The sequence below is a fragment of the Streptomyces flavofungini genome, from assembly GCF_014650815.1.
Taxonomy (GTDB): domain Bacteria; phylum Actinomycetota; class Actinomycetes; order Streptomycetales; family Streptomycetaceae; genus Streptomyces; species Streptomyces flavofungini.
Genome location: NZ_BMVR01000009.1, coordinates 118,967 through 138,483, shown reverse-complemented (window position 1 = coordinate 138,483; position 19,517 = coordinate 118,967). Strand labels below are relative to the sequence as shown.

Genomic DNA, 19,517 nt, shown 5'->3' with positions numbered 1-19,517 from the left:
GACAGGCCGTCGGCCGCCGATGTGGGTGTGCCTTGGTTGCCCCGGAATAGACGAAGCCCCTGGCGCAATAGCGCAAGGGGCTCTTGCACAAAGATGCTACCCGAGACCTAAAGAAAGGGCGCACGTGTCGGCTCGCGACCAGCTTCTGGTGGTCATCGACCCGGTCGCCCGGCGCACGGACGGGGAGTCCGTACGCATCGCCAAGGACGTGCTTGGCGCGGGCGCGGGCGTCAGGGTGTGCCTGCCTGAAAGCCCTGAGGAATTCACGAAAGCGCTGGTCAGGCGGGGGGCTCGGCGGCCCGTCGTGGTGGGCGACGATGCCGCGCTGCTGCGGGCGGTCAGTGTGCTGCACCGGGAGCGGGCGCTCGCGTCCGCCGTCCTGTCCGTCGTTCCCGTCGGCTCCGCCGCGTCCGCCGTCCGGCTCGCCCGGGCGCTCGGGGTGCCCGCCGGGGCCGTCGCGGCGGCGCGGGCCGTCCTTGAGGGGGCGCCCCGGCGGCTCGATCTGCTCGTCGACGACCGGGACGGGGTCGTCGTGGGGGACGTGCTCATTCCGCCCGTGGCGGCCGGGAGCGGCCTGGACGCCGGGGCGGACGGGGGTGCGGAGCGGCATCCGTGGCTGCGGACCTGCCAGTCGCTCGTGCGGACGCTGGCCGTGCGGCCCTCGCGGGTCGCGGCCGGTGGGCCCTCGCGGCTGCGGGTCGAGGCCGACGGCGTGACGCTCGTCGACCTCGACCAGCCCGTCGAGGGGGTGCGGGTGCGGCCCGGTGGGGCGGGGTTCGCGCGGGTCGAGGTGCATCCGGCGTCCGTCGGGGCGGAGGTCGCGCCCGTGCGGGCGCGGGCCCGATCGGTGACGGTGTCGGGGCCGGACTTCCGGTACCGGGCGGACGCGGTGGTCACGGGTCCGGTGCGGAGCCGGACGTGGCACGTGCGGGCGCAGGCTTGGGGGCTTGTGCTGCCCCGGTGAGGTCCCCCGCGTCGGGGCGCCCCGCCCTGGACGTCATGGCACCGTCGGCCCGGGCTGTGCCCGCCCTCCCCCGAGCTCTCGGCTTCGCTCGGCAGGGGGCACCCCCATCGCCCTCCGGGCGGACCGGCTGCCCACAGCGAGTACCACAAGCGGGTCAGCGGGGCGGGCCGAAGAGGGATTCTCTGTGGGTGCGCCAGCGGGTCATCATGCCGGCCAGTTCTCCCTGGACGAACTCGAAGAAGGCGAGGGTCTCCTCCAGTCGGTGGCCCGCCGGGGAGTCGGGGCCGAGGCTGGTGATGCCGTCGCGGAGGGCGGACTCCCAGCGCTTGAGGACGGAGTCGCGGTTGGCCAGCGCCTCGTACCACTGGTTGCTGTGCACCCGGAAGATGTCGCGCCGCGAACCGGGCTCCCGCTCGCGGGCGACCATGTACTGCTGCGTCAGATAGCGCACCGCCCCCGACACCGCCGCCGGGCTCACGTGCAGCCGCTCCCCCAGCTCGGCCGCCGTGAGCGAGCCGGAGTCGGAGGCGAGCAGCGCGGCGAAGACCCGCGCGGGCATCCGGGGCATCCCGGCCCAGACCAGTTGCGCGGCGAACTGCTCGGTGAAGCGGGAGGCGGCCGCCAGGTCCTCCGCCCGGCCCGCCGCGTCGCCCCCGCTCGCGCCCTCGGCCCGCGTGCCCGTGCCGCCCTTGTCGTCCCTGGTCATGCGTAGATCATCTCCCCAGCTCGCCCCCGCGCACCCCAAGTTTATACAGTTCCTTAACTTCACAAATTTGTGAAAGTACCGTACGTTCAAAAACATGACGAAGGCAATCACCGTCTCCGGGCTGCACAAGTCGTTCGGCCGGACACACGCACTGGACGGCCTCGACCTCGACGTGGAGCGCGGCGAGGTCCATGGCTTCCTCGGGCCCAACGGGGCCGGCAAGTCCACCGCGATCCGCGTCCTGCTCGGCCTGTTGCGGGCGGACTCCGGCGCCGCGCAACTGCTCGGCAAGGACCCCTGGCACGACGCGGTGGAGCTGCACGGGCGGCTCGCGTACGTGCCGGGCGACGTCACCCTGTGGCGGAACCTCTCCGGCGGCGAAGTCATCGACCTGTACGGCAGGTTGAGGGGCGGCCTGGACAAGGACCGCCGGGCGGAGCTCATCGAGCGGTTCGAGCTGGACCCGACGAAGAAGGGCCGGGCCTACTCCAAGGGCAACCGGCAGAAGGTCGCCCTGGTCGCCGCGTTCGCGTCGGACGTGGAGCTGCTGATCCTGGACGAGCCGACGTCCGGCCTGGACCCGCTGATGGAGGAGGTCTTCCAGAGCTGCGTGGTCCGGGCCCGCGAGGAGGGCCGTACCGTCCTGCTGTCCTCGCACATCCTCAGCGAGGTGGAGACCCTCTGCGACCGGGTCAGCATCATCCGCAAGGGCAGCACCGTGGAGTCCGGCTCCCTGGCCGACATGCGCCACCTCACCCGCACCAGCGTCCGCGCCGAACTCGCCGCCGCCCCGAACGGGATCGGGCGGCTGCCGGGCGTGCACGACCTGGAGATCGAGGGCCACCGCGTCGCCCTCCAGGTCGACACCGACAAGCTGGACGCCGTCCTGCGCGCCCTCACCGAGTCCGGCGTACGGTCCCTGACGAGCACGCCGCCCACCCTGGAGGAGCTGTTCCTGCGGCACTACCAGGACGACGTGGCGACGGCGGGCGCCGGGCAGGCAGCGGAGGCGATGACGCGATGACCGCCGTGACCACCGCGCCGCCCGCGTCCCCCGCGCCCGCACGGCGCACCGGCGGCCGCGGCCACCTCGCGGGCACCGGGCCGCTGCTGCGCCTGGCGCTGCGCCGCGACCGCGTCATCGTCCCGGTGTGGCTCGTCGTCATCGCGATGATGGTCCTGAGCATGCCGAACACCCTCAAGGAGGTGTACGGCACGACGGCCCAGCGCGCCGACCTGATGGACTCGCTCGCCACCAACGCCTCCCTGCGCGCCCTCTACGGGCCGGTGTTCGACCAGTCCTTCGGCGGGCTCACGGCGTGGCGCGTCGGCGCCTTCGCCGGGGTGTTCGCCGCCGTGATGAGCCTCGTCATCGTCGTCCGGCACACGCGCGAGGAGGAGGAGACGGGCCGCCAGGAGATGATCTCCTCGGCCATGGTGGGCCGTCGCGCGCCGCTGACGTCGGCGCTGCTCACCGCGCTCGTCGCCAACGCCCTGCTCGGCCTGCTCGTCGCGGCCGGGCTCGCGGGCGAGGGCGGCGCGGGTGCGCTCGCGCTGGGGCTCGGCATCGCCGGGGTGGGCATGGTGTTCGCGACGATGGCGGCGATCGTCGCCCAGTTCACGGAGAGCGCCCGCCTCGCCAAGGGCCTCACCTCGGCGCTGCTCGGCGCCGCGTTCGTGCTGCGCGCGGCCGGTGACTCCGCGACGGCCGACGGCTCCTCGCTCCTGACCTGGCTCTCGCCGGTCGGCTGGCTGGAGAACATGCGGTCGTTCGGCGCCGAACGCTGGTGGGTGCTGCTGCTGTTCGCGGGCGCCATCGCCGTTCAGACGATCGGGGCGTACGAACTCGCCGGGCGCCGCGACGTCGGCATGAGCTTCCTGCCGTCCCGGCCGGGGCCCGCGCACGGCCGCCTCGGCACGGCGGGCGCCCTCGCGTGGCGGCTGCAGCGCGGTGCCGTCATCGGCTGGAGCCTCGGTTTCCTCGCCGCCGGGATCGTCTTCGGGGGCCTGACGGAGGGCGCCACCGACCTGGTCGGCGACAACGAGAACACCCGCGAGATCATCGGGCGCATGGGCGGCCAGACCGGCCTCACCGACGCCTTCCTCGCCGCGATGGTCGGCATCCTCGGCATGGTCGGCGCGCTCTACATCGTCGCCTCCGTCCTGCGGCTGCACGGCGAGGAGACCTCGCAGCGCGCCGAGCCGGTGCTCGCGAACGCCGTGGGCAGGCTGCGCTGGGCGGCGGGCCACCTCGCGGTGGCCTTCGCGGGCGCCACACTGATCATGCTGCTCGCGGCCTGCGGTCTCAGCCTCGGGTACGGGCACGACTTCGGGCCGATCGTCGGCGCCTGCCTGGTCCAGCTCCCCGCGATCTGGCTGCTCGGCTCCCTCGCGGTACTGCTGCACGGCGTCTCGCCCCAACTGGCCGTCGGCGCCTGGGGCGTGGCGGGCCTGGCGCTGCTCATCGGCTGGATCGGCCCCGCCCTCGACCTGCCCCAGCCCCTGATGAACCTCTCGCCGTTCTCCCACCTGCCGAAGCTGCCCGGCCAGGACCTGGCGTGGAGCCCGGTGCTGCTGCTCACGGGGGTGGCGGTGGCCCTGACGGCGGCGGGGCTCGCGGGGCTGCGCCGCAGGGACCTGGCGACCGGCTGACCGGTCCCCCGCTGCTCGGCATCAACAGGTGACGAGCAGCTCCCCGAGCCCCCGCATCACGAAGTTCGGCCGCCGCGACGGCTCGGCGGCGAGCCGCAGCCGCGGCGCGCGGCGCAGCAACGCCCCCATGGAAGCGGCGAGTTCGATGCGGGCGAGCGGCGCGCCGACGCAGTAGTGGATGCCCGCGCTGAAGGAGATGTGCGGGTTGTCGGCGCGGGCCAGGTCCAGGGTGTCGGGGGCGGTGAACGCGGCCGGGTCCCGGTTGGCGGACCCGAAGAGCAGCGCGACCTCGCTGCCGCGCGGGATGACGGTGTCCCCGACCTCGATGTCGTCGAGCACCCACCGCTCGAAGAGCTGCAACGGCGTGTCGTAGCGCAGGAGTTCCTCGACGGCGGTGGGCAGCAGTCGCTCCGGCTCCGCGCGCAGGGCGGCGAGCTGTTCCGGGTGACTGAAAAGAACGTTCCAGCCATTGGCCGTTGCGTTGACGGTCGCCTCGTGGCCCGCGTTCAGGAGCAGCACGCAGGTCGAGATCAGCTCCTGCTCGCTGAGCCGGTCGCCCTCGTCGTGGGCGGCGATGAGCGCGCTGATCAGATCGTCGCCGGGCTCCTTGCGCCGCGCGGCGATCAACTCCCGCAGGTACGCCGAGAATTCCACCGAGGCGCGCACGGCCCGAGCCGCCGTCTCCTCCCCCGGATTCAGCTCGTACATCCCGCAGATGTCCGCCGACCAGGGCCGCAGCGGCCCCCGGTCCGCCTCCGGCACACCCAGCATCTCGGCGATCACCGCGACCGGCAGCGGCTCGGCGACCCGCGCCACCAGGTCCCCGCCCCCGTCCGCCACGAGCCCCCGCACCAGCTCGTCCGCGAGCCCCTCCACGTACGGGCGAAGGCGCTCCACCGTGCGCGGTGTGAACGCCTTCGCCACCAGACGGCGGATGCGGGTGTGCGCCGGGGCCTCCAGGTCGAGCATGCCGTTGTCGTTCAGGACGTGGAACGGCTCCTGCTCGGGCGGCGGCGCCTCGCGGCCGAAGTCCTCGTGGCCGAAGCGGTGCAGATAGGTGCGGCCGAGGCGGCGGTCGCGCAGCAGGGCGGCGACGTCCGCGTGGCGCGGGATCAGGTACTGGCGGCTGGGTTCGTAGTAGTGCGCGCGGCCCCCGGCGCGCAGGGCGGCGTACGCGGGGTAGGGGTCCGCCACGAACGCGGGTGACCAGGGGTCGAAGGCGGCGCTGGGGGCGGCGGTTTCCGGGTCTGCCATGGTCGGACGCTAGCCGCGCGCGCAGCACGTGACCAGCCCCGCGCCGCCCGGACGCCGCCGCCCGGACACCGCCGCCCGGACGCCCCCGCCCCCGGCGCCCCTCAGCCCGGCGTGACCAGCCGCGCCTCGTACGCGAACACCGCGGCCTGCGTCCGGTCGCGCAGGCCGAGCTTCACCAGGACCCGGCTGACGTGCGTCTTGATCGTGGACTCGGCGACGACGAGACGGGCGGCGATCTCCCCGTTCGACAGACCCTGCGCGATGAGGACGAGAACCTCCGTCTCGCGCTCGGTCAGCTCGCCGTACTGCGCCTGGGCCTGCGCGGACGCCGCGAGCCGGGGGTTGTCCGAGAGCTTGGAGAACTCCGTGATGAGGCGACGCGTCACGCTCGGCGCGAGCAGGGCCTCGCCGGCGGCCACCACCCGTACGCCGTCCGCGAGTTGGCGGGCCGACGCGTCCTTGAGCAGGAAGCCGGAGGCGCCCGCGCGCAGCGCCTGGTACACGTACTCGTCCAGGTCGAACGTCGTCAGGACCAGCACCTTCGTCTCGACACGGGCGTCCGCGACGATCTCCCGGGTCGCCTCGATGCCGTTCAGCTCGGGCATCCGGATGTCCATCAGGACGACGTCCGGGGCGAGTTCACGCACCCGCTCGACGGCCTCCCGCCCGTTCACCGCCTCACCGACGACCTCGATGTCCGGCATCGCGTTCAACAGCACGGAGAAGCCTTCGCGGACCATCATCTGGTCGTCGGCGATCAGGACACGAATGGTCCGGGTCATGCGGGGTCACCTCCGGCGGGACGGGCGGAGCCGGTGGTGCCGGTGCCGGGCTTGTCGAGGGAGAGGGTCTCGGTGGTGTCGGGGGTGGCCGCAGGGACCTTCGGGGCGCCCGTGGACTGCGCGGGCACGGACTGCGCGGGCACGGGCTGCGCGGGCTCCGCGACCTTCGGGGTGTCCAGCGGCACCGGCAGGAAGACCGTCACCTCGTACCCCCCGTCCGCCGTCTCCTCGGCCGTCATCTCGCCGTCGAGCATCGTCACCCGCTCCCGCATCCCGGTGATGCCGTGCCCGGCGCCCGGCGAGGGCTTGACCGGCTCGGTCGCGGGCCCGTTCACGACCCGCAGGCCGAGCCCGCCGAGCACGTACCCGATCTCCACCCGGGCCGTCGCGCCCGGCGCGTGCCGCAGGCTGTTGCTGAGCGCCTCCTGCACGATGCGGTACGCCGACAGCTCCACCCCCTGCGGCAGCTCGCGGGCCGCGCCGGTGACGACCTTCTCCACGGCGAGACCGGTGTCGCGAACGTTGTCGAGCAGGCGGCCGATGTCGGCGAGGGTGGGCTGCGGGGCGTCCGGGGCCTCGTAGTCCTCCGCCCGGACGACGCCGAGGACGCGGCGCAGCTCCGTCAGGGCGATCACCGCGTTCTCGCGGATCGTCGCGAAGGCCTGCGCCAGCTCCGGCGGCGGGTTCTCCACGCGGTACGGGGCGGCCTCCGCCTGGATGGCGACCACGGACATGTGGTGCGCCACGACGTCGTGCAGCTCGCGGGCGATGTTCGTCCGCTCCTCGAGGAGCGTGCGCTTGTCCCGCTCCACGGCGGTGACCGTGCGCTCCGCGACGACCTCGCGGCGGGTGTTGAAGTTGGCGGCGGCCAGGGTGACCAGGGCGACGGCGAGGCCGCTCACCACCACGAGGGAGCCGCTGTTCGACCCGTAGCTCGTGCCGCCGCTCTCCGCGACCAGCGAGTACAGGGCCGTGATCACCCACATCCAGGCCGCCGTGCGGGGGCGGGTGCGGGCCGCGACCACCATCATCACCGCGATGTGGCCCGCGAAGGAGCCCGGCGACCACGGGTAGTCGGTGCCGCTGGTGACCGCCGTCAGGAACGGGGTCACCAGCAACGACAGCCACCACGCGAGCAGCGGGCGCACCAGCGTCAGGGCCACCGTCGCCGCCGGGATGACGGACGTCACGATCCCGGCGGCCTCGTTACTGGCGCCGAAGCCGCTGTACGACGCCGCGTACGTGATCATCAGCGTGAACCCCGCCATCGCGAGCACCACGGCGTGCGGGAACCACACCGCGAACCTGCGTATCCGCCCCGGCAGCCACTGCACCAGTGCGGCGCTCGGGCTGAGCGGAGGGAGCGGTCGGTAGGCGAAGGCGTCGTGGAAGAGGTCCGTGCGCAGGCCCTGGAGGGCGTTCTGCGCGAGGTGGAACTCCGGGCTGCGCGTTTTCTCGGTCACGCGATAGACGGTACGGGGCGGGGGTGGGGGGCGGCGTCCCCTCCGGGACGGGTTCGGGGAGGTCCGTCGCAGGTACTACGCGACGAGCGCGGAGCACGATCGGCGCGGACCCGTCCCACCCGCACGGGACACCCATCGGAGGGGACACCCACCGGAGCACGTCCCACCCGCACCCTCAGAACGCCAGCTGCGCGATCTCCTCGGCCACCACCGCACACGCGTCCGCCGCCGGATCGATCAGCGGAAAGTGCCCCACGTCCTCGAGCAGGGTCAGGCCGACCACCTCACCGGCCTTGGCCGCCGCGTCCGCGTAGGCCTCCGAGACGGCCTGCGGCACGACGATGTCCGTGCGGCCCTGGACGACGGTGGTGGCGATGCCGGTGGGCAGCAGCGCCGCCGGGTCCGCGTGCGCGAGGCGCTCCTCGAACCGCGCGTCGGCGTCGGCCGCGTCCGCGCCGGAACCGGTGGCGCCGAGGAACTGGCGCACCGCGCCGGAGCACACCCCCAGCTCGTCCGCCACCCGCAGGTCGCCGAGCGGGGCGAGCGCCACCACGCCGCGCAGCGGGGTGGGCCGCTCCCGGTGCCACGGCGAGCCCTCCGGCAGGACGTGCCGGGCCGCCGCCCACAGCGCGAGGTGGCCCCCGGCGGAGTGCCCGGTCAGGACGACCCGGTGCGGATCGGCCGCGGGCAGGGCCGTGCGGACCAGGCCGGGCAGCGCGTCGAGCGCGGCGGCCACGTCGTCGAGGGTGTCGGGCCAGCGCCCGGCGACCGGCCCGTCGCCGCCGCCCTGCGCGGGCACGAGGCCGCCCGCGGTGCCGCGCCGGTACTCGACGCTGGCGACGGCGAAGCCACGGCGGGCCAGGAAGTCCGCGAACGGTGACACGTGCGCGCGGTCGTACGGAGCCCGCCACGCGCCGCCGTGCAGCAGCACGACGAGCGGCGCGGGGCGGTCGGCGGCGCCGCGCGGGGCGTAGAAGTCCACGATCTGGTCCGCGTGCGGACCGTACGGGGCGGTGGCGTCGGGCGGGGCCGCGGGATGTGCGAACGCGGAATCCTGCTCGGCGGCATCGCGGGCCACGGCGGCGTCGTCCGGCATGCGGCAACCCTCTCAAACTCGGCCAGCGGCCGCCCGTCGGCCACCGGCGGCAACTGTCCGGCGGCCGACGGGCGTTCGTACCATGATCCAGATTTGCCGGACGGTATCAGGATCCGACCGACGTGCGCGCCGCAGGGCCCGAGGTACCGCCCCATCCAGCGACCCCACGGCACCCCCCGGCTCGGACAGGCCATCGGGCAGGCCCTAGGACACGCCGCCCCCCGACCCGTCCGCCAGTGTGTCCGCGAGGACCCGCGCGGCCCGCTCGGCGTCGGCGAACGACACGTACAGCGGCGTGAACCCGAAGCGCAGCACGTCCGGCGCGCGGAAGTCGCCGACGACGCCCCGGTCGACGAGCCGCTTCATGACGTCGGCGGCGTCCGGGCAGCGCAGCGCGACCTGGCTGCCCCGCTCGGCGTGCGCGACGGGCGTGACCGCCTCGACGCGGCCCGCGGGGACGTACGCGGCGACGCACTCCAGGAAGAAGTCCGTCAGGGCGAGGGACTTGGCGCGCACGGCCGCCATGGACACGCCCTCCCACACGTCGAGCGCGGCGTCGAGGGCGAGCAGGGACAGGATGTCGGGGGTGCCGACGCGGCCGCGCAGGGCACCGGCGGCCGGTTCGTACGCGGAGCGCATCCCGAAGGGTTCGGCGTGCGAGTTCCAGCCGGGCAGCGGCGAGTCGAAGTGCGGCTGGTGCGCGCGGCGCACGTAGAGGTAGGCGGGCGAACCCGGGCCGCCGTTCAGGTACTTGTAGGTGCAGCCGACGGCCAGGTCCACGCCCTGCTCGTCCAGGCCGACGGGGAGCGCGCCCGCCGTGTGGCACAGGTCCCAGACGACGAGGGCGCCCGCCGCGTGCACGGCGGCGGTCAGCCCGGGCAGGTCGTGCAGGCGCCCCGACTGGTAGTCGGCGTGGTTGAGCAGGACGGCGGCGGTACGCGGGCCGAGGGCGCCGGGGACGTCCGCCGGGGCGACCGCGAGCAGGCGGCAGCCGGTGAGGCGGGCGGCGGACTCGGCGATGTACCCGTCCGTGGGGAAGGTGCTGGCGTCGACGACGAGTTCGTCGCGCCCCTCGTCCGGGGAACCCGCGCCCCCCGGCCGTTGACGCGCGATGCGCACGGCCGCCACCAGCGCCTTGAAGAGGTTGACGCTCGTCGAGTCGGCGACGACGACCTGTCCGGGGGCGGCGCCGATCAGCGGGGCGATCCGGTCGCCGATCCGCTCCGGCGCGGTCCACCAGCCGCTCTCCTCCCAGGAGCGGATGCGCATCCGCCCCCACTCGCGGGTGATGACGTCCACGACCCGGGCCTCGACGTTGCGGGGCAGCGCGCCCAGCGAGTTCCCGTCCAGATAGACGGTGTCGTCGAGGACGAACTCCGCCCGCTTGTGGGCGAGTTCGTCCTTGCCGTCCAGGACGAGGGCGGCAGCGGCAAGCCGCGCGTACTCGGCTTCCGGCTCCGCCACCGCGTTCGTCTCCGACACCTCGAACCTCCGCGCCTCGAACTTCCCTGACATCCCAGACATCCCAGATATCTCAGACATGGCTGCGCGCCGTCCACAGCTCGGGGAACACGTTCTTCGCGGCCCGCTTCTCCAGCCAGGCCACCCCGGCGGAGCCGCCCGTGCCGGTCTTGGAGCCCATGGCGCGGCGGGTGGCCACCAGATGGTCGTTGCGCCATCGCCACACCAGCTCGCCGACGTCGGTCAACGCCTCACCGAGCCGCGCGAGTTCATCGCTCTCGTCCCCCGCGTACAGGGCCGTCCACACGGCCTCGACCTCGGGTGACGGCTGGTACCTGAGGGAGATGTCGCGCTCCAGGACGGCCGCGGGCACGGCGTGCCCGCGGCGCGCGAGGAGCCGCAGCACCTCGTCGTACAGGCTCGGCTCCTGCAGCGCCTTCTCCAGCTCCGCGTGGACGCGCGGCGCGCCCAGATGCGGCACCAGCATGGACGCGGACTTCTCACCGAGCAGGAACTCCATGCGCCGGTACATCGCCGACTGGAAACCGGAGCCCTCGCCGAGCGCCCCCCGGTAGGAGTTGAACTGGGCGGGGGTGAGCTGCCCGAGCGGCTGCCAGGAGTGGTTCAGGGCTTCCAGCTCCCGCACGGACCGCTTCAGCGCGGCGATCGCGACCGGCACGTCGCCCTCGCGCAGGGCGTGCGCGGCGGTCTCCCACTCATGGACGATGACCGTGAACCACAACTCCATCACCTGCGTCGTCACCAGGAAGACCATCTCCCCGGGATCGTCCGACCGCAGCTGCTGAAGGTGGGTGAGGACGTCCGCCTGGACGTAGTCCTCGTACGGGGTGGTGCCTGCGAAGTCGAGGTTCGGGCTGTCCGGGCTCTCGCCGTCCGCTGTCGCGGACTCCGGCCGGGTCTCGTGCGCCGCGTGCGCCTCGTGGGACATCGCTGTCTCCTAGATGCGTACTCCGGGTAGCGGTCCGCCCCTGCCGGTATCGACACGGGGGCCCCGGTCCCCACCCGCATCCTCCGCAACTTCCCCGGAAACGGCAAGACCTGCCTGGTCACACTGGGTGTCCAGGCAGGTCGTACGCGCGGTCCGCGCGGCCGTCGGCCGACCGGGCCTGCTAACCAAGCGTGTCCGCCGCCGCCGGCGAGGAGTCGCGCAGGAACGTCGAGCAGCGCTCGTACTCCTCCTGCTCGCCGATCGCGCCCGCGGCGCGGGCCAGGGCGTGCAGGGCGCGCAGGAAGCCGCGGTTCGGCTCGTGCTCCCACGGGACCGGGCCGTGGCCCTTCCAGCCGCTGCGGCGCAGGGAGTCCAGGCCGCGGTGGTATCCCGTACGGGCGTACGCGTACGACTCGACGACTCGGCCCCCCTCGTACGCCTCGTCCGCGAGGCGGGCCCAGGCGAGGGACGACTTCGGGTACTTCGCGGCGACGTCCGCGGCCGGGGTGCCGGCCGCGAGCAGCTCGCGGGGCTCGGGGTCGTCGGGCAGGTGGGTCGGGGGCGGTCCCCCGAGCAGGTTCTCGTGAAGGGTCATGCGCCAAGTCTGCGGCATCGCCGCCGCTGCCGGGGCAGGGCCTCAGCCCCGGGCCTCCCGCACCCCCCGGACCCCCCGCACCAGCGCCTCCACCCCCGCCTCGGCCTTCCCCCGCGGGCACCCCACGTTCAGCCGCACGAACCCCTCCACCCCATACGTCCCCCCGGGCATCACGGCCACCCCCTGCCGCTCCACCAGCTCCTGCTGGAGCACCTCGTCCCCGACGCCCCCGAGCACGGGCCGCAGATCGATCCAGGCGAGATAACCCGCCTGCGGGGGCGTCCACCCCAGCTCGGGGAAGGCCGCGTTCAACCGCTCCCCGACCAGGCACAGATTCCCGTACGTGTAGGCCCGCACGGCATCGAGCCACTCCGCCCCCTCCCGGTAGGCGGCGATGTGCGCGGTGAGCGAAAGGACGGCGGGCGAGGCGAGCCCCTCCCCGGTGTCCATGCGCCGCACGAAGGCGGCATGGTCGTCGGGATCACCGATGAAGCCGTAACTCCCGCTCAGCGAAGGGAAGTTGAAGGCCTTCGTACCGGAGCTGACCAAGGCCCAGCGCCCCCGCCCGTACCGGGTCCACGGCAGGTGGACGCCCTCGCCGTGGGTGAGGTCGGCATGGATCTCGTCGCTGATGACAGCGACCCCGTGGCGCTCGCACAGCGCGGAGATCCCGCCCAGCTCGGCATCGCTCCACACCCGCCCGGTGGGATTGTGCGGCGAGCACAGGATCAGCACCCGCGCGTCAGGTCGGGCCAACTCGGCCTCAAGCAGGCGGAGTTCGGGGTCGTCCACCGGAACCCCCCGCAGCTCCCGCCCCAGCCCCCCGACCGCCTTCCGGAACCCGTCGTACGTGGGCGTGTGCACGACCACCCCGTCCCCGGGCTCGGTCCACATCCGCAGGAGCTGGGATATCTGGTTGAGCACGGAGGGCGCGTACACCAGGGACGCGGGGTCGACGTCGGTGTCGTGGCGCTGCTTGAACCAGTCCCGGACGGCTCCCCGGAAGTCGTCGTTGCGCCAGTCCGTGTAGCCGAAGACGCCGTGCGCGACGCGGCGTTGGAGCGCGTCCAGGACGGGCGGGGCGCACCGGAAGTCCATGTCGGAGATGGTGAAGGGGAGCAGGTCGGGGACCGGGAACCGGTCGGCGACGCCGTCCCACTGCACGCACCAGGTGCCGTACCGGTCGACCGGTGTGTCGAAGTCGTACTCCACGGGCTCGTACTTCACGGGCTCGTACTTCACGGGCTCGTACTCCACGGGCTCGTACTCCACGATGGTTCCCTCCGGACATGCCGCGGGCCCGGCACCCACACGGAGTACCGGGCCCGACGAACGGTGACCTACTTGAGCTTCGTGCCGGTGGAGCGCAGGTTCGCGCAGGCCTCGGTGACCCGCGCGGCCATGCCCGCCTCGGCGGACTTGCCCCAGGTGCGGGGGTCGTACGTCTTCTTGGAGCCGACCTCGCCGTCGACCTTCAGGACGCCGTCGTAGTTCTTGAACATGTGGTCGGCGACCGGACGCGTGAAGGCGTACTGGGTGTCGGTGTCGAGGTTCATCTTCACGACGCCGTTCTCCAGGGCGGTGGCGATCTCCTCGGCGGTGGAGCCGGAGCCGCCGTGGAACACGAAGTCGAAGGGGGACTGCTTGCCGTACTTGGAGCCGACGCCCTCCTGGAGGTCCTTCAGGAGCTCGGGGCGCAGCACGACGTTGCCCGGCTTGTAGACGCCGTGGACGTTGCCGAAGGACGCGGCGAGCAGGTAGCGGCCCTTCTCGCCCAGGCCGAGGGCCTCGGCGGTACGGATCGCGTCGTCGACCGTGGTGTACAGCTCGTCGTTGATCTCGTGGGTGACGCCGTCCTCCTCGCCGCCGGTCGGGGTGATCTCGACCTCAAGGATGATCTTCGCGGCGGCGGCCTTGGCGAGCAGCTCCTGGCCGATGGCCAGGTTGTCGGCGAGGGTCTCGGCGGAGCCGTCCCACATGTGGGACTGGAACAGCGGGTCGCGACCGGCCTTGACGCGCTCGGCGGAGACGTCGAGGAGCGGGCGGACGTAGCCGTCGAGCTTGTCCTTCGGGCAGTGGTCGGTGTGCAGCGCGACCGTGATGTCGTACTTCGCCGCGACGATGTGCGCGAACTCGGCGAGGGCCACCGCGCCCGTCACCATGTCCTTGTTGTACTGGCCACCCAGGAACTCCGCGCCACCCGTGGAGATCTGGATGATGCCGTCGCTCTCCGCCTCCGCGAAGCCGCGCAGCGCAGCGTGCAGGGTCTGCGAGGACGTCACGTTGATGGCCGGGTAGGCGAACTTGCCTGCCTTCGCCCGGTCGAGCATCTCGTTGTAGACCTCGGGGGTTGCGATGGGCATGTGTCCGCTCCTTGTGATGTGCGGGGTGAGTGCTGCTCTGCTGCTGTGTCCTGACCTGGGGTACCTGGAGGACCGGTGGGACCGGTGGTACCGGGGGGCGACGCCGTCGTCGCCCCCATCCTTCCAGACTCGCCGGATTGCTCCAGCCCGCGCGCGGGGCCCCGCGCCCCGGGCCGCTCAGTCGAGGCCGAGCTCGTCCTTCGAGTACGCGAAGAGGTACGGGACCCCGGCGCCCTCGGTGATCTTCTCGGCGGCACCGGTCGCGCGGTCCACGATCGTCGCCACGCCGACGACCTCGGCCCCGGCCTCGCGCACCGCCTCCACGGCGGTCAGCGGGGAGCCGCCCGTCGTGGACGTGTCCTCGACCACGAGCACCCGGCGGCCCTTGATCTCCGGGCCCTCCACGCGGCGCTGCAGGCCGTGCGCCTTCGCGGCCTTGCGGACCACGAACGCGTCCAGGCGGCGGCCCCGCCCGGCGGCGGCGTGCAGCATCGCGGCGGCCACCGGGTCGGCGCCCATCGTCAGGCCGCCCACGGCGTCGAACTCCAGGTCGGCGGTCAGGTCCAGGAGGACCTCGCCGACCAGCGGGGCGGCCTCGCCGTCGAGGGTGACGCGGCGCAGGTCGACGTAGTAGTCGGCCTCGATGCCCGAGGAGAGCGTCACCTTGCCGTGCACGACGGCCTTGTCCTTGATCTGCTGCAGCAGGTCGCCGCGTACGTCGTTCGTCATGGCTACGAGCTTAAAGGCGCCGCGGGGGTCACAGTCGCCGCCAGGTCCAGGTGGTCGACGTCTCCAGGGGCTCCAGCGGGGTGACGAGGCGGGGCGCGGTGTTCAGGCCGTTCGGCGGGCCCGTCTGCGGCTCCACGCACACCGCTTCCGCGGGCTCGTCGTACACCACGACCCACTCCTCCCGGCTCGCCACCTTCAGCTCCAGGCGGCCCGGCCAGGTCAGGGTCACGTCGACGCCGCCCGGCATCCCGAAGCAGTCGTCCCAGGGGCTGGGGGCGGGGTCGACGCGGGTGCCGGTGGGGAGGTGGTCGTCGCCGCGCAGCTCCTGCCAGGCCGCGTCGAAGTGGACCTGGACACCCTCGCTCTCGCCCCCGGTGCCTTCCAGGTGGCGGTTGAACCACGGGTGCCAGCCCGCCTGCGCCGGGAACGAGTCGTCATACGTCTCGATCGCGAGGCGCAGCGTCAGGGCGTCCTCCGCCAGCTCCACGATCTGCGTGACACGGCCCGGGTACGGCCAGGGGTCCGTCAGGTCGTACGTGAACACGGCCTCGGTGTCGGTCACCCGCGCCGTCTTCCAGACCGCGTCGCGGGCCGTGCCGTGGATGGCGTGCGGTGGGGCGTTCACCGGGAGCTGGTGGACGGTGTCGCCGTTGCGGAACCGTCCCTCCCTGGTCCGGCCGCACCACGGCACCATCGGGAAGCTCCCGTACCGCTCCCCCTGCCGCAGCAGTTCGACTCCGTCGACCCGCAGACTCCCCACCCGGCAGCCGTTCCCCGGCTGCACCGTCACATCCGCGGCACCCGCGCCCAACTTGATCTCGTCGCTACTCACAAGGTCGACCCTACGGCCCGGTTCCCCGCGGTGGGTGTCCCGCGCGGGTGGAACAGTCCGCCCCCGATCGGCCTCCGGCCTCGTCCTCAAACGCCGGACGGGCTCTCTCCCACCCACCCGCTCCAGCTTCCTACTGGCTGACCAACAGCCCGGCACGTCTCAGCCCGTCCGGCGATTGGGGACGAGGCGCGGAGCGCCGATTCGGCGGAGGTCGGCCCACCCGCACCGGATGTCCGCCAAGGCTCAGCGCCTGCGCCGCAGCACCCGTCCCACCACGATCGCCGAGGCCAGCACCACCGCCGCCGCGGGCGCGGCCCAGCGCAGCGTGGCGACTCCGCCGGACATCGACTCGGGCACCGGCACCGGCGCGTACCGCCCCCGGGGCGGAGCGTGGTCGACCTCCTCGGCGCTGCGCCCGATCATGGTCCGCCGCGCGTGCGCGGCCTCCGCCGCCGTCCCGCCCCCGGCGTCCAGCGGCCGGTCGAAGTCGTCGGCCAGCGGATCCAACGACGGCGGCGGCACCTCGGCCTCGTAGATCCCCCCGGCCTCCTCGACGGAAACGGGGCCGGAGACGGGGCCGGGGTCGGGGTCGGGGCCGGGATCGGGGTCGGCAGCGTCCACGTCCGCCGCGCCCGGATCGACACCGGAGTCCTCAGCAGCGGCCGCGGCGTCCCTGGACACCCCGGCGCCCAACGCCTCCCCGAACCGCCCGAGCAGCCTCCGCGCCGCCGCCTCCACAGCCTGTGGAGAACTTTCGGCGACCTCGGCGAGACGGCCGTCGCCGCTGCCCGTGCCGGTGAAGGCGAGGCTGGTGCCGCCCTCCGCGGCGGGGGCGAGGCGCAGGGTGAGGGCGAACTTCACGGAGCCACTGCCGCGGACTTCGGTGCCCTCGCCCTCAAGGGAGTAGGCGCCCCCGTCGAGGGGGGCGACGCGCAGGGCCCCGCGGTAGGTGATCGTGTGACCACCGACGCGTACGCGCAGCCGCCCGGACAGCGGCGGCGACTCCGCGTCGGCGGCACGCTGCAACCCCGGCACGGCGCCGGCGACCCGCTCGGGGTCGGCAAGCGCTTCGCGGAGCGGCTCTTCCGGGACCGGTACGAACACCTCATGCTCCATGACAGTCGAGCGTACCGACGCCCACCGCGTGATGTACGCCACTTGCCCGCGCCGACGGCCCGACGACCCGTCAGTCGGCGTACCGGGGGTGGACGAGGGTGGAGGGGGCGACCGGGTGCCGCTGGGCGGGGCGGACCTGCCGGGCGGCCCGGGCACCGGCCCGCAGGATGGCGGAGTCCGACGCGCCGACCAGGCCCTCGGGCCCGCGCGCGGCGAGGACGAAGCCCCAGTCGCGGGGCTGGACGGTGCTGTCGGCGGTCCGGTCGGGCCCGGCGGCGAAGCCGGAGTGACGGCCCGTCACGCGGTAGGGGGTGGTGGCGAGCCCGGCGGCGCGCAGGGTCGCGTCGACGGTCCAGTAGGTGTGGGGGCGGGTGCCGACGGGCCCGGCGTGGACGGCGAAGCGGCCGCCGTCGGTGAGGGCGCGGGCGACGAGGCCGTAGAACTCCTGGGAGTACAGCTTGGTGCTCGCGGTGATGCCGGGGTCGGGCAGGTCGGCGACGACGACGTCGTAGGGCAGGCGGCGGCCGTGCGGCCCGCGCAGCCAGTGGAAGGCGTCGGCGTGCACGACCCGCACGCGCGGGTCGCGGTAGACGTGGCCGTTGAGTTCGCTGAGCGCGGGATCGCTGCGGGCGAGCTTCACGACGCCGGGGTCGATCTCGACGATGTCGACGCGCCGCACTCCGGAGTGCCGTAGGACTTCGCGGGCGGCGAGCCCGTCGCCGCCGCCGAGGACGAGGACGCGGGCGTGCGGGCCGCCGCGCATGGCGGGCTGGACGAGGGCGCGGTGGTAGCGGTGCTCGTCGCGGCCGCTGACGCGGAGCCTGCCGTCGAGGAAGAGGTCGAGGGATTCGCGGCGGCCGCCGGTGAGGACGACTTCCTGGACGCCGGTCCGGACGGCGACGCGGATGTCGGAGCCGTAGACGGCGCGGCGGGCGGCGCGCTCGAAGTCGTCGACGAGGACGGCGGCGGAGGCGAGGACGGCGAGGACGGTGACGTTGGTGGCGAGGAGTATCCAGCGGCAGCGGCCGCTCAGGTCGCGGCCGAACAGGCCGAAGACCAGGGCCCCGCCCGCGAGGACGTTGACGGCGCCGGTGAGCAGCGCCCCGGTGAGCTGCCCGAACCAGGGCAGCAGCAGGAACGGGAAGGCGAGGCCGCCGACGAGCGCGCCCACGTAGTCCGCCGCGAACAGGTCCGCCACCGCGCCGCCCGCGTCCTGCCGCCGGACGCGCTGGATCAGCACCATCAGCAGGGGCACTTCGGCGCCGATGAGGACGCCGATGGCGAGCGAGAACGCCACGAACAGGTAGCGCGAGCCGCTGGCCCACACCTCGCCCCGGTCCCCGGCCCACGCGAACGCCGCGTACAGCGTCATCGCGCTGCAGCCGCCGACGAGGGCGAGCGCCGCCTCGATGAGGCCGAACCCGGCGGCGGCGCGGCAGCGCAGCCGCTTGGCGAGCAGCGAGCCGATGCCCATGGCGAACACCATCACGGACAGCACGACGGAGGCCTGGGTGACGGAGTCGCCGATCAAGTACGAGGCGAGGGCGACGAGTTCGAGCTCGTACACGAGTCCGCAGGCGGCACAGATGAACACGCCCGCGAGGACGAGGAACCGGCCTGTCCGGGGCGTGACGGGCAGACGCTCGGGCGGCTCGATCACGCTGCGAACGCTACGTCACCGAACGCTTACGCCAAGTCCCCCACAAGAGTGGAGGTGCCCGCGTGGACGTGTAAGACGCGTAAAGGGCGGCAGGGCGCGTGTCGGTGCCGCGGCCGTCGCGCCCGCGCACACGGGTCCGCCGTCGCCGCGGCCGCCTCGCCCGTCACAGTGCGGCCGGCATCCGTACGCCGACCCGGGTCCTGGTCGCCACCAGCTGCCCGTCCTGCGGATACGCGTGCCACGTACGCCACATGACCGAGCCCTCGTGACGTTGCGCGAGCATCGCGGTGAAGGCGTGCGGGATGCCGGGGAAGACTCCGGCGAGGCCGTGCGGGTGCTCGGTGACGAGGGCCAGCAACTCCTGGGCGCGGCCCGCGAACTGACCCCGTGACAGGGTTTCGACGCAGGCCGCGAACTCGTACTCCCACTCGCCGACGCGCTTGGAGACGCCGAGCGGCAGCGGGGTGCTGCTGCCGGGGATGCAGGCCACCGTCTCGGAGCAGCTGCCGCCGCGCTCCTCCTCCAGGAGCACTTGGTGGGACGCCCCGAGGAGCCTCAACTGGATGGTGGCGCCGGACAGTTCGAGGTCTAGCGTGGCGAGCGCGGGCAACGGCTCGCGACCGAGGGCCCAGGCCAGGTCCCCGGCGCGCGTGTCGGTATAGACAGTCTTCAGGGTCGTGAGCATGGGTCGGCTCCGCTAGGCACGCAATGGAGGTGGGGCCGGCGCACCCGGTCGGACACCAGGAGGTCGGAATGCCGGCTCGTGCCCACGGAGAAGTCCCGATCGTTGATTGGACTGAGAACGTCCGAGGGCGGTGTGACGGTTAAGAGGGAATCATGAACTGCGACACTGCCACAGCGTTTTTACCCAACTTCGTAGGGTTTCCATCCCCTA

18 protein-coding genes are annotated in these 19,517 nt (G+C 73.4%); 3 read left to right on the top strand and 15 right to left on the bottom strand.

All coding sequences use genetic code 11. From position 1 onward, the window contains the following. Nucleotides 1-124 precede the first annotated feature (124 nt). Entirely contained in the window at nt 125-964 is an 840-nt protein-coding gene (locus IE274_RS24060; RefSeq protein WP_229909764.1) for a diacylglycerol kinase family protein, read from the top strand. A gap of 154 nt (nt 965-1,118) precedes the next feature. Here IE274_RS24060 and IE274_RS24055 read toward each other — a convergent pair whose 3' ends face one another. After that, complete coding sequence (locus tag IE274_RS24055) at nt 1,119-1,670, bottom strand: GbsR/MarR family transcriptional regulator (protein ID WP_190117947.1); 552 nt, start codon at nt 1,668-1,670, stop codon at nt 1,119-1,121. A 94-nt stretch (nt 1,671-1,764) separates the two neighbouring features. On the opposite strand from IE274_RS24055, the gene IE274_RS24050 reads away from it, so the two are divergent. Together IE274_RS24050 and IE274_RS24045 are read left to right on the top strand one after the other, a co-directional pair. Further along, complete coding sequence (locus IE274_RS24050) at nt 1,765-2,694, top strand: ABC transporter ATP-binding protein (RefSeq protein ID WP_190117946.1); 930 nt, start codon at nt 1,765-1,767, stop codon at nt 2,692-2,694. After that, nucleotides 2,691-4,322 carry an ABC transporter permease gene (locus IE274_RS24045; RefSeq protein WP_190117945.1) on the top strand — a complete coding sequence of 544 codons (1,632 nt, stop codon included), beginning with the start codon at nt 2,691-2,693 and terminating at the stop codon, nt 4,320-4,322. Before IE274_RS24050 ends, IE274_RS24045 begins: the two co-directional genes overlap by 4 nt. 21 nt (nt 4,323-4,343) lie before the next feature. Here the strand turns inward: IE274_RS24045 and IE274_RS24040 are convergent, their stop codons facing one another. The 14 genes from IE274_RS24040 to IE274_RS23975 all read right to left on the bottom strand — a co-directional run bounded on the left by IE274_RS24040 (nt 4,344) and on the right by IE274_RS23975 (nt 19,307). Further along, complete coding sequence (locus IE274_RS24040; protein ID WP_190117944.1) at nt 4,344-5,576, bottom strand: cytochrome P450; 1,233 nt, start codon at nt 5,574-5,576, stop codon at nt 4,344-4,346. Between the two features lie 101 nt (nt 5,577-5,677). Beyond that, complete coding sequence (locus IE274_RS24035; RefSeq protein WP_190117943.1) at nt 5,678-6,358, bottom strand: response regulator; 681 nt, start codon at nt 6,356-6,358, stop codon at nt 5,678-5,680. After that, on the bottom strand, nt 6,355-7,821 hold the full coding sequence (locus IE274_RS24030) for a sensor histidine kinase (RefSeq protein WP_190117942.1): 1,467 nt from the start codon (nt 7,819-7,821) through the stop codon (nt 6,355-6,357). The genes IE274_RS24035 and IE274_RS24030 overlap by 4 nt, the downstream gene beginning before the upstream one ends. A gap of 175 nt (nt 7,822-7,996) precedes the next feature. Beyond that, nucleotides 7,997-8,917, bottom strand: a complete 921-nt coding sequence (locus IE274_RS24025) for an alpha/beta hydrolase family protein (RefSeq protein WP_190117941.1) — start codon at nt 8,915-8,917, stop codon at nt 7,997-7,999. Nucleotides 8,918-9,121: 204 nt separating this feature from the next. Continuing rightward, entirely contained in the window at nt 9,122-10,432 is a 1,311-nt protein-coding gene (gene kynU / locus IE274_RS24020; protein WP_190117940.1) for a kynureninase, read from the bottom strand. 19 nt (nt 10,433-10,451) lie between these two features. Continuing rightward, on the bottom strand, nt 10,452-11,327 hold the full coding sequence (locus IE274_RS24015) for a tryptophan 2,3-dioxygenase family protein (RefSeq protein ID WP_190117939.1): 876 nt from the start codon (nt 11,325-11,327) through the stop codon (nt 10,452-10,454). Between the two features lie 181 nt (nt 11,328-11,508). Continuing rightward, complete coding sequence (locus IE274_RS24010; RefSeq protein WP_190117938.1) at nt 11,509-11,922, bottom strand: DUF3151 domain-containing protein; 414 nt, start codon at nt 11,920-11,922, stop codon at nt 11,509-11,511. 42 nt (nt 11,923-11,964) lie between these two features. After that, nucleotides 11,965-13,134, bottom strand: coding sequence for a MalY/PatB family protein (locus IE274_RS24005; RefSeq protein ID WP_190118155.1), 1,170 nt, complete (start codon nt 13,132-13,134; stop codon nt 11,965-11,967). 128 nt (nt 13,135-13,262) lie between these two features. Next, the gene (fbaA, locus tag IE274_RS24000; protein ID WP_190117937.1) at nt 13,263-14,285 is read right to left on the bottom strand and encodes a class II fructose-bisphosphate aldolase; all 1,023 of its coding nucleotides are present in this window, start codon (nt 14,283-14,285) and stop codon (nt 13,263-13,265) included. 177 nt (nt 14,286-14,462) lie between these two features. Then, complete coding sequence (pyrE, locus tag IE274_RS23995; RefSeq protein ID WP_190117936.1) at nt 14,463-15,014, bottom strand: orotate phosphoribosyltransferase; 552 nt, start codon at nt 15,012-15,014, stop codon at nt 14,463-14,465. Between the two features lie 28 nt (nt 15,015-15,042). Beyond that, on the bottom strand, nt 15,043-15,846 hold the full coding sequence (locus tag IE274_RS23990; protein ID WP_190117935.1) for an aldose epimerase family protein: 804 nt from the start codon (nt 15,844-15,846) through the stop codon (nt 15,043-15,045). A 243-nt stretch (nt 15,847-16,089) separates the two neighbouring features. Continuing rightward, nucleotides 16,090-16,962 (bottom strand): SRPBCC domain-containing protein, encoded by an 873-nt coding sequence (locus IE274_RS23985; protein ID WP_190117934.1) that lies wholly within the window; start codon nt 16,960-16,962, stop codon nt 16,090-16,092. Between the two features lie 70 nt (nt 16,963-17,032). Continuing rightward, complete coding sequence (locus tag IE274_RS23980; RefSeq protein WP_190117933.1) at nt 17,033-18,622, bottom strand: polyamine aminopropyltransferase; 1,590 nt, start codon at nt 18,620-18,622, stop codon at nt 17,033-17,035. A gap of 163 nt (nt 18,623-18,785) precedes the next feature. Beyond that, a complete protein-coding gene (locus IE274_RS23975) occupies nt 18,786-19,307 on the bottom strand; it encodes a DUF2617 family protein (protein WP_190117932.1) in 522 nt (173 codons plus the stop codon). Nucleotides 19,308-19,517 lie beyond the last annotated feature (210 nt).